This window comes from Limosilactobacillus sp. (assembly GCF_051873035.1).
GTDB lineage: Bacteria > Bacillota > Bacilli > Lactobacillales > Lactobacillaceae > Limosilactobacillus.
This window is the reverse complement of record NZ_JBJEEL010000051.1, coordinates 1-7,267: the sequence shown is the minus strand read 5'-3', so window position 1 is coordinate 7,267 and position 7,267 is coordinate 1. Positions and strand designations below refer to the sequence as shown.

Below are 7,267 nucleotides of genomic sequence, written 5' to 3'. Positions count from 1 at the left end.
TAGGTCACGAAGAGCTTCGACCGATCGATCGTTGCGGGATCGATCGTAAAGCCGCCCCCCTGCATTGCGTAAACGATGTGGTCGGTAATTACTTCTAAAAGGGGGTGGTTCATCCCGTGGTGTTCAACCGGCAAGCGCTTGACAGTCGCCCCATTAGCCATGGCGAAGAGCTCATGACCGAGGCCAATGGCAAAGAGTGGGATTCGTTCTTCCACTTCCCGGATCATCGTGAGAACTGAGGCCTTGAGCTTGGTGGGATCCCCGGGACCGGTCGACAGGACCACACCATCCGGATCCAGGCGCAGGATTTCGTCCGTAGTGGCCGTATACGGGAGAACCGTCACGTTACACTTCCGCCGACTAAGCTGCCGCAGGACCCCGTTTTTGAGGCCAAAGTCGATAACCACGACACTCTTGCCGACTCCCGGGTTAGGATAGGGCTTGGGCGTTGCCACCTGGGCAACCTGCTGGCTGGTCAGAACCGTGGCATGTAGCTGGTCAAAAGCGTGGTCATCGGGCACCGGGACAATACTACCCTTCAGGGGCTTTTGGGCCGCCCGTAGTTTATGGACAATCGCCCGGGTGTCCACGTTAGTGATCCCGGGAATATTCATCTGCTTGAGGTACTGGTCCAAGGTGAGCCGCCGGACGTTGTTAGTGGCAACGTTGGACAGCGACCGGACCACTACCCCTTTTACGGTGGGCACAATCGTTTCATAGATGTTCCGCTGGATCCCGGCACTGCCGATGTTGGGCTGGGTGAAGGTTAGGATCTGGTTATTATAAATCTGGTTAGTGATGATTTCTTGGTAGCCGGTCATACTGGTATTAAAAACCACTTCGCCAAAGGTAACGGCGGGTGCACCGAAACCGTCACCGGCAAAAACCGAGCCATCTTCAAATATGAGGTAGCGTGCTGCCATTGAAACTCCCCCTCTGTGGCATGCTCATTAATTCACTCTTCAATTATAAACGAGTTTGGTAATTCTGTTAATTAGAATCTACCCGATCCAAGTGATCCAGCATCTGCTGAAAGTAATCGGGTAGCGGTGCCGTAAACAGGAGTTGCTTGCCGGTCCGCGGGTGCTTAAAGCCGAGCTCGCGGGCGTGAAGGTACTGCCCCTTCCCCGGCAAAGTTTTCTTCGGACCGTATAAGGGGTCCCCAGCAAGGGGGTGGCCAATTGACTTCATGTGTACCCGGATCTGGTGGGTCCGGCCCGTCTCCAGGCGGCAGGAAACTAAGGTGTAGTGGCGGTAACGCTTCAATACCTTAAAATGGGTAACCGCGTGCCGACCATCGGCCACAATCGCCTGCTTCTTCCGGTCTTTACGAGACCGGCCGATGGGGGCGTCAATCGTGCCGCGATCCTGCTTAATCACCCCATGGACTAGGGCTACGTACTCCCGCTGGTTGGTCTTCGCCTTTAGCTGGGCCGCCAGTGACCGGTGGGCCAGATCGTTTTTGGCAACCATTAAGAGGCCGGACGTATCCTTATCAATCCGGTGGACAATTCCCGGACGGTATTCCCCGTTAATCGTCGAAAGCGGGCTGTGGTATAACAAGGCATTGACCAGGGTATGGTTGGGGTGGCCAGGCGCTGGGTGGACGACCATCCCCTGCGGCTTATTGACCACCAGGACGTCATCATCTTCGTAGACGATATCGAGGGGAATATTTTCCGGCGCCAAGTCAATCTTTTGGGGTGCTTCCGGCGTGATTGCCACCTGGTCCCCCACCATTAGCTTATGCTTGGGTTTGACCGGTTGACCGTTAACCGTGACGTGACCGTCTTCCACCCATTTTTGGATTTGCGAGCGGGAGTACTGGTCAAAGTGGTGACCCAGCACCTTATCGATCCGGCCGGTCAAGGACTGGTCAACCGTTAATTCTAATTTCTTTTCCATTACGCTTCTTCCTCTCGGATAAAGATAATCAACAGCCAAATCACCCCAACCGTCAGGCAGCAGTCCGCCACGTTAAAGACCGGAAAGTTCACCGGTAATAGTTCGAACATGTCAACCACGTAGCCATTTTGCAAGCGGTCAATGAAGTTGCCGATCGTCCCGGCCAGGATTAACGTCAAGGGCCATAAGAGGCGACCCTGCCGGCGCCAGCGGTAAAAGAGGTAGCCGATGACGACTATGGCGACCAGCGTGACCAGGGTGAAGAACCACTGCTGCCCTTCAAGGATGCTCCAGGCCGCCCCGTCATTCCGGAGGTTGGTCAGGGCGAGGAGGTGGGGAATAAACTGTTGACTGGCGTTTAAGGCAATGTGGGCGCTGATCCAGTGTTTGACCAGCTGGTCGACCCCCACCAAAACAGCAGCTACAATAAGGTATCCAAAGATTGGCACTAGTGGTCCCCCTTTGCACGTTGCCGGCGGAGGAGGTCAGCCAGCCGGTTAACGGTCCGCTGGGAGAAGGTAAAGCTCAGAACTTCCCCATTGACTGTCATTGTCATCGTATGTTTAGTAAAATGGGGTTGCCGAATGTCGGCTAACGGGATTACGAGGTAGTCCTTTTGTAAAAGCCGGCTGAAGGTTAACTTGGAAGGCGTGACTAGGACTGTCCGCCGCTTCACCTCAAAGAATACCAGGGCGGCAAAAATGATAAAAAGTACTGCAGTGATCCACTGGAAGTGCGTGATTTCTAGCCAAACTACCAGGCCCGCAATAAAAATTAAAAAGGTCCAGCACCAGCTGATGATCGCTCCCGTAAGGTCGGGTTGGTAAAAGTAACGGGTTTCTTCTTCCATTGTTTGTCAAACATCCTTTCAACGATAATAAGTGAGGTAATTTTAATGCTTAAATTGTATACTGACGCTGCCACCAAGGGTAATCCGGGGCCAACGGGGCTGGGGGCCTTGGTTCTCGCCGACCACCAGCAATTTCAACTAACTAAGACCCTCCCTCTGGCAGATAACCACCAGGGCGAATTTGCTGCGGCTACTTTTGGCTTTGAATATCTCATCCAGCACTTTCCGGATGAACGAACGGTCCTATTCTACACCGATAGCCGCCTGCTTAGTGACGCAATTGGGAAAAATTATACAAAACATTACCAAGCCGAACTGGCCCGGCTCAATGAATTGATCGCCCACTTTTCAACGGTGGTGACGCAGTGGATCCCCGACCGGGAAAACGGCGGGGCCCACCATCTGGCTAACCAGGCCTTAAAAAGTCTGGAATAAATCCTGTCTTAGTATAACAGAAGCGGCCGCGGGCCAAAAGGGCTGGCCTTTAAGCAGGGTTCGCCCTACAATAGTTTTAGTACGTAAATGGGAGGATTTTCGTTGTGAAAAAACAGTCAACCACAATTATTTCAATTATTCTAATTATCCTGGTAGCGATCTTTGCGATTGCCAACACGGCTTCCGTGGAAGTTAACCTACTGGTAACCAAGTTCCACACGCCGCTGATCATTCTCATCCTGGTCTGCCTGCTAATCGGGGCGCTGATCATCTACCTCTTCTCCTTATCCACCCACCTCAAGCAGGATAAGGAATTAAAGGCCCTGCGCCAGAGCAAGGCTGATCCTAAGCAAGTTGCCAAGCTAACCAAGCAAAATAAGGACTTGCTCAAGGAAAACGCCGCTTTGAAGGAGGCCAATGCCCGGCTCGCCAAGGCCGCGACCCCGGCCCAGGGTGACAGCAATCAAAGTAGCACTAAGTAAGAAAAACGTGTTAGCGGAATGTTGGCTAACACGCTTTTTATTTGGAAATTGTCTAGTTTTCTTTCGTGTCGCTGGGCCGATAAAACGTTATCCCCATAAAGCAGGACAATGCTATTTATACACGTATAAAGAACGTATATAATAATTAAAATGTCTTAAGAAGTTTCTTAAACATCGTAATAGTTGGTCAACTTAGGAGGATTATAATGGACAGTATTAAAGTATTTCCGATTATTATTACCGAAAATAAGGATAATTCTGCTTACCCTTACTTTGTTGAAATTCCTGACCTTGATGGGATGACCGAGGGACAATCGATTGCTGATGCGATCAAAATGGCGAAAGACTATATCGGTACTTACTCTCTTGAAAATTCGCTACCAAAGTCAAACACCAATCTCCCATCCGTCCAAGGTGATGCCATTGCAACCCTCGTGACCGTTAACGTTTCGGAATACAAGCGCAAGCACGATAATAAGGTAGTTAAGAAAACCATCACCATCCCCAACTACTTGAATGAGTTGGGTAAGGAAAATAATATTAACTTTAGTGAAGTAATGACCGCAGCACTGAAGAAAAAACTAAATGTTTAAACAGTTAAGAGCGCAGGAGCTACTATCAGTTCCCACGCTCTTTTTAGTTATTATTCTCCTATTCATAATAGCCAGCATAGCCATTGGTACCATCAACCCAGGCTTTGCGACCATCAAGAACTGTTTCACACCACTGGTGGGTGTATAAGTTTTCGTTAACGTGACGGTAGGAGTATCCGAGGCCATTGAGGACCAGCCCCATTGCCCGGGTACCACCGGCACACGAGAATTCATGGGCGATAAAGACGCCATATGGCTTGTTGTAGTACGGTCCCGACATGGTGTAGCGACCGTCATTGCAGAAGGCATTAACATACCGGGCCGCCTGTGCCACTTGGGCTAGCTGGGTCGTCTTAACTGGACCTACCAACTGGGCAATTAATTGAGCCACGTGTTCTGGACTATCGGTTGGGATTCGGTAGGCATTGCCCGCCCGGTCATAGAGATAATCCCCCTGCTTATATGGGACATTCAAAGCCCGGTTACCAATCCACTCTTGGGAATAGTGCCCTTCACCATTACTACTATCGCTGTACCGACTAATGATCCGGATAATGTGGTTGTTGTCAAAGGCATCATCAGGAACCTCAAAAGTAGTGCTGAACCGGGCCCGGTTAGCGTTTAGAATATCGCTGTTTGCCCGGGCGACATCCGGACTAGCAATGTTGGTAACTTCTTTCCGCGCCAGCTCACGGTTCGTCGTGCCGTCATAGAGGATGATGAAGTGGTGTGGATAAAGTGCCGCCATATCATCCGCGTGCCAACCAGCCACATCCAGGTAATTAGTAACTGAATAAATCGAATCGCCTTGTTCATAGGACAGCGTGTCTAGCCAGGCCGCCTGCTTTTCATGAAGATCAATGGTGTTGTTAAACCACTGGTCAACATGGTGACCCTCACCGTAGTTCGGATCATCACTGTACCGGCTAAGCAAGACTAGCCGGTGGCCAAGTTCGTTTGGAGAAATGTTAAATGTAGCACTGAAGCGAGAGTGGTCAGCATTGGCGATATTACCAAAGCCATTCTGCGCTACGTCCGCGCTGGCCGTCGTGGCAACTTTCTTCCGACCGATTTCACGGCCTAGTGTTTGGTCAAATAGGATCAGGTAATGGTTCGGTAGCATGGCGGAAGCATCCGCCGCGTGCCAGCCAGAAGCAACTACCTGCCAGCCATTTAAACCAAAGCGGTCCAGGCAGCCAGCTTGTTGGTTACCAATCGTTAATGGCTGGTTATTAAAGTAGTAGTCGGAGTAGTTGCTGTTGCCATCCTGAGAACCACTATAGCGACTAATCAAGACCAGCTGGTTATTGAGCATCGCTGGTGTCAGGTCAAAACTAACATTAAAGCGTGCCCGGTTAGAGTTAGCGATCAGTGGCATGGCACGGCGCACGTCCGCGCTAGTATGATTGTTAACCAACTTCCGGGTGACTTCGCGGTTATGGGTCTGGTCAAACAGGATCAGGTAGTGGTAAGGCTTAACTGCCGCTTGGTCATCGGCGTGCCAACCACTAGCGGTAATTTGCGACCCCGTCACCTTAAAGCTATCCAGGCAACCGGCCTTACTACTAATTACAGGGAACCAAAAGTCTTGGTTACCAGATGGTTCACCATTGGCTTGTGTGGTATACCGTGAAACGATCCGGTAAGAATCCGCGCCGGTCAGCCGGGCTGTTGGGATCGTTGCTTGAAAGCCCCCATTACCGGAAATAGCCGCCTGCGGGTAAACGGCCTGAACATCCGGACGATTAATCACGGTTGCCGGAGTCCGGTACAATTCCTGGTTATTTGCCCCGTTTAAGACCAGCAAATAATGCTGCGTTCCCGGTTGGTAAATGTTACTAGCGTGCCAGCCGGAGAGGACCAGGTTCCCCTGCTGGTCATTACTGATGCCATCTAAGCAAGCATTGTTAACCGGTGTCGTATCACTATCACCATTGGGCATTACCGTAGTGGTTGTATTACTAGCTGCCGTCGCCGCTCTCGTAACTGCTGTAACGGTAGGTTGACTCCCCGCCGGATTAACCGTGGCATCCGCGTGGACAGCCGCAGTCCAACCTAAGAGGCTCACCGCCGCCACAGTCACTAACGCTGTCAGCCAGCGTTTGCCTGACTTATACATCTTAATATGCTCTTTTTTCATATAAACTCTCCCCAATTGTAACTAAATAAACATCCATATTTTAACACAGATAACTGACTGAGATGAGAACGATTTCAGTTCATCCTTGCTATGCTAACCAACAGCTTCACATTCATACGTAAAAAAGGCTCTGCGCTTAATTCACAGAGCCTTTCCAAAGGCATCATAATTTGCCTTCGCGTTGCAATCTTTTAATATAAAGAGACGCTGAGGTGACCGGTTGTCCATACTTGAGTTCATTTTTATAAAGGTCATAGAAGTAATCCGGCCCCACCTCATTATACTCATCCCCCATTTGCTGAATAATTCGGTAGGTCTTTGACTTTTTAAAATCACGAAGAGCAGTCTCCACGTCCTTATTATCAATTGTCACAATATCCTTAAGCACATTAACAATCATGTAATTTCTAAATTCCTCGATAGTTGGTTCAGCTATATTTCTCATCTTTTATCCTCCAATCTTCTGACAATTTATAGCCAATATAACGTTCTCTATTAAACCTGAAGACAAAATTTCTATTTAACTAACTCAATTGATCGCGGGCGCTTGCCTGGAGCTTAATCAGCATCTCTGCAAGTTCAGCCACCGGAATTCCAGAATTATTATCAAGCCAATATATTAATAACTCATTACTACCAGCAATCACATAGTGCATCAATGCCATAAAATGCTCAGGTTCAACTTTTGTATGGTGGGGCCAAAAAAGCTGTTGGTTAAACTTTTCCTTTAAGTTAGTGGTCAACCTTTCCATTAATAATCCTGATTGAATTAATTTCTCAAAGACCACCTTATTTTCCTCTATAAATTTAATTGGTAGATTATAGAATGAAGTTAGCCACCCAGTTGGTGGTAAATAAAAAA

At 49.3% G+C, this 7,267-nt stretch carries 10 protein-coding genes; 3 read left to right on the top strand and 7 right to left on the bottom strand.

Annotated elements, in window-relative coordinates; all coding sequences use genetic code 11:
• The 4 genes from ACI31H_RS04950 to ACI31H_RS04935 all read right to left on the bottom strand — a co-directional run.
• Positions 1-923: carbamoyl phosphate synthase small subunit (locus ACI31H_RS04950; RefSeq protein ID WP_439770888.1), on the bottom strand; the 923-nt coding region annotated here is incomplete at its 3' end.
• A gap of 67 nt (positions 924-990) precedes the next feature.
• The gene (locus ACI31H_RS04945) at positions 991-1,905 is read right to left on the bottom strand and encodes an RluA family pseudouridine synthase (protein ID WP_439770887.1); all 915 of its coding nucleotides are present in this window, start codon (positions 1,903-1,905) and stop codon (positions 991-993) included.
• Entirely contained in the window at positions 1,905-2,348 is a 444-nt protein-coding gene (gene lspA / locus ACI31H_RS04940; protein ID WP_439770889.1) for a signal peptidase II, read from the bottom strand. Before lspA ends, ACI31H_RS04945 begins: the two co-directional genes overlap by 1 nt.
• 5 nt (positions 2,349-2,353) lie before the next feature.
• Positions 2,354-2,755: an EbsA family protein gene (locus ACI31H_RS04935; protein ID WP_439770886.1), complete on the bottom strand. Its 402-nt coding sequence runs from the start codon at positions 2,753-2,755 to the stop codon at positions 2,354-2,356.
• A 45-nt stretch (positions 2,756-2,800) separates the two neighbouring features.
• Between ACI31H_RS04935 and ACI31H_RS04930 the strand changes: the two genes are divergently transcribed.
• From ACI31H_RS04930 to ACI31H_RS04920, 3 genes are all read left to right on the top strand, one after another.
• Positions 2,801-3,190 (top strand): ribonuclease HI family protein, encoded by a 390-nt coding sequence (locus ACI31H_RS04930; RefSeq protein WP_439770885.1) that lies wholly within the window; start codon positions 2,801-2,803, stop codon positions 3,188-3,190.
• A 104-nt stretch (positions 3,191-3,294) separates the two neighbouring features.
• The gene (locus tag ACI31H_RS04925; protein ID WP_439770884.1) at positions 3,295-3,672 is read left to right on the top strand and encodes a lipopolysaccharide assembly protein LapA domain-containing protein; all 378 of its coding nucleotides are present in this window, start codon (positions 3,295-3,297) and stop codon (positions 3,670-3,672) included.
• 206 nt (positions 3,673-3,878) lie between these two features.
• A complete protein-coding gene (locus ACI31H_RS04920) occupies positions 3,879-4,265 on the top strand; it encodes a type II toxin-antitoxin system HicB family antitoxin (protein ID WP_439770883.1) in 387 nt (128 codons plus the stop codon).
• A gap of 58 nt (positions 4,266-4,323) precedes the next feature.
• Here ACI31H_RS04920 and ACI31H_RS04915 read toward each other — a convergent pair whose 3' ends face one another.
• From ACI31H_RS04915 to ACI31H_RS04905, 3 genes are all read right to left on the bottom strand, one after another.
• Entirely contained in the window at positions 4,324-6,405 is a 2,082-nt protein-coding gene (locus tag ACI31H_RS04915; RefSeq protein WP_439770882.1) for a KxYKxGKxW signal peptide domain-containing protein, read from the bottom strand.
• 163 nt (positions 6,406-6,568) lie between these two features.
• Complete coding sequence (locus tag ACI31H_RS04910) at positions 6,569-6,850, bottom strand: hypothetical protein (RefSeq protein WP_439770881.1); 282 nt, start codon at positions 6,848-6,850, stop codon at positions 6,569-6,571.
• Between the two features lie 79 nt (positions 6,851-6,929).
• On the bottom strand, positions 6,930-7,267 hold a 338-nt coding region (locus tag ACI31H_RS04905), incomplete at its 5' end, for a TetR-like C-terminal domain-containing protein (RefSeq protein WP_439770880.1).

Bases quoted from the DNA above. Each gene is read 5' to 3' on its own strand.
- ACI31H_RS04945 (WP_439770887.1), bottom strand. From the start codon at position 1,905: ATGGAAAAGAAATTAGAATTAACGGTTGACCAGTCCTTGACCGGCCGG.
- ACI31H_RS04935 (WP_439770886.1), bottom strand. From the start codon at position 2,755: ATGGAAGAAGAAACCCGTTACTTTTACCAACCCGACCTTACGGGAGCG.
- ACI31H_RS04930 (WP_439770885.1), top strand. From the start codon at position 2,801: ATGCTTAAATTGTATACTGACGCTGCCACCAAGGGTAATCCGGGGCCA.
- ACI31H_RS04920 (WP_439770883.1), top strand. From the start codon at position 3,879: ATGGACAGTATTAAAGTATTTCCGATTATTATTACCGAAAATAAGGAT.
- ACI31H_RS04915 (WP_439770882.1), bottom strand. From the start codon at position 6,405: ATGAAAAAAGAGCATATTAAGATGTATAAGTCAGGCAAACGCTGGCTG.
- ACI31H_RS04910 (WP_439770881.1), bottom strand. From the start codon at position 6,850: ATGAGAAATATAGCTGAACCAACTATCGAGGAATTTAGAAATTACATG.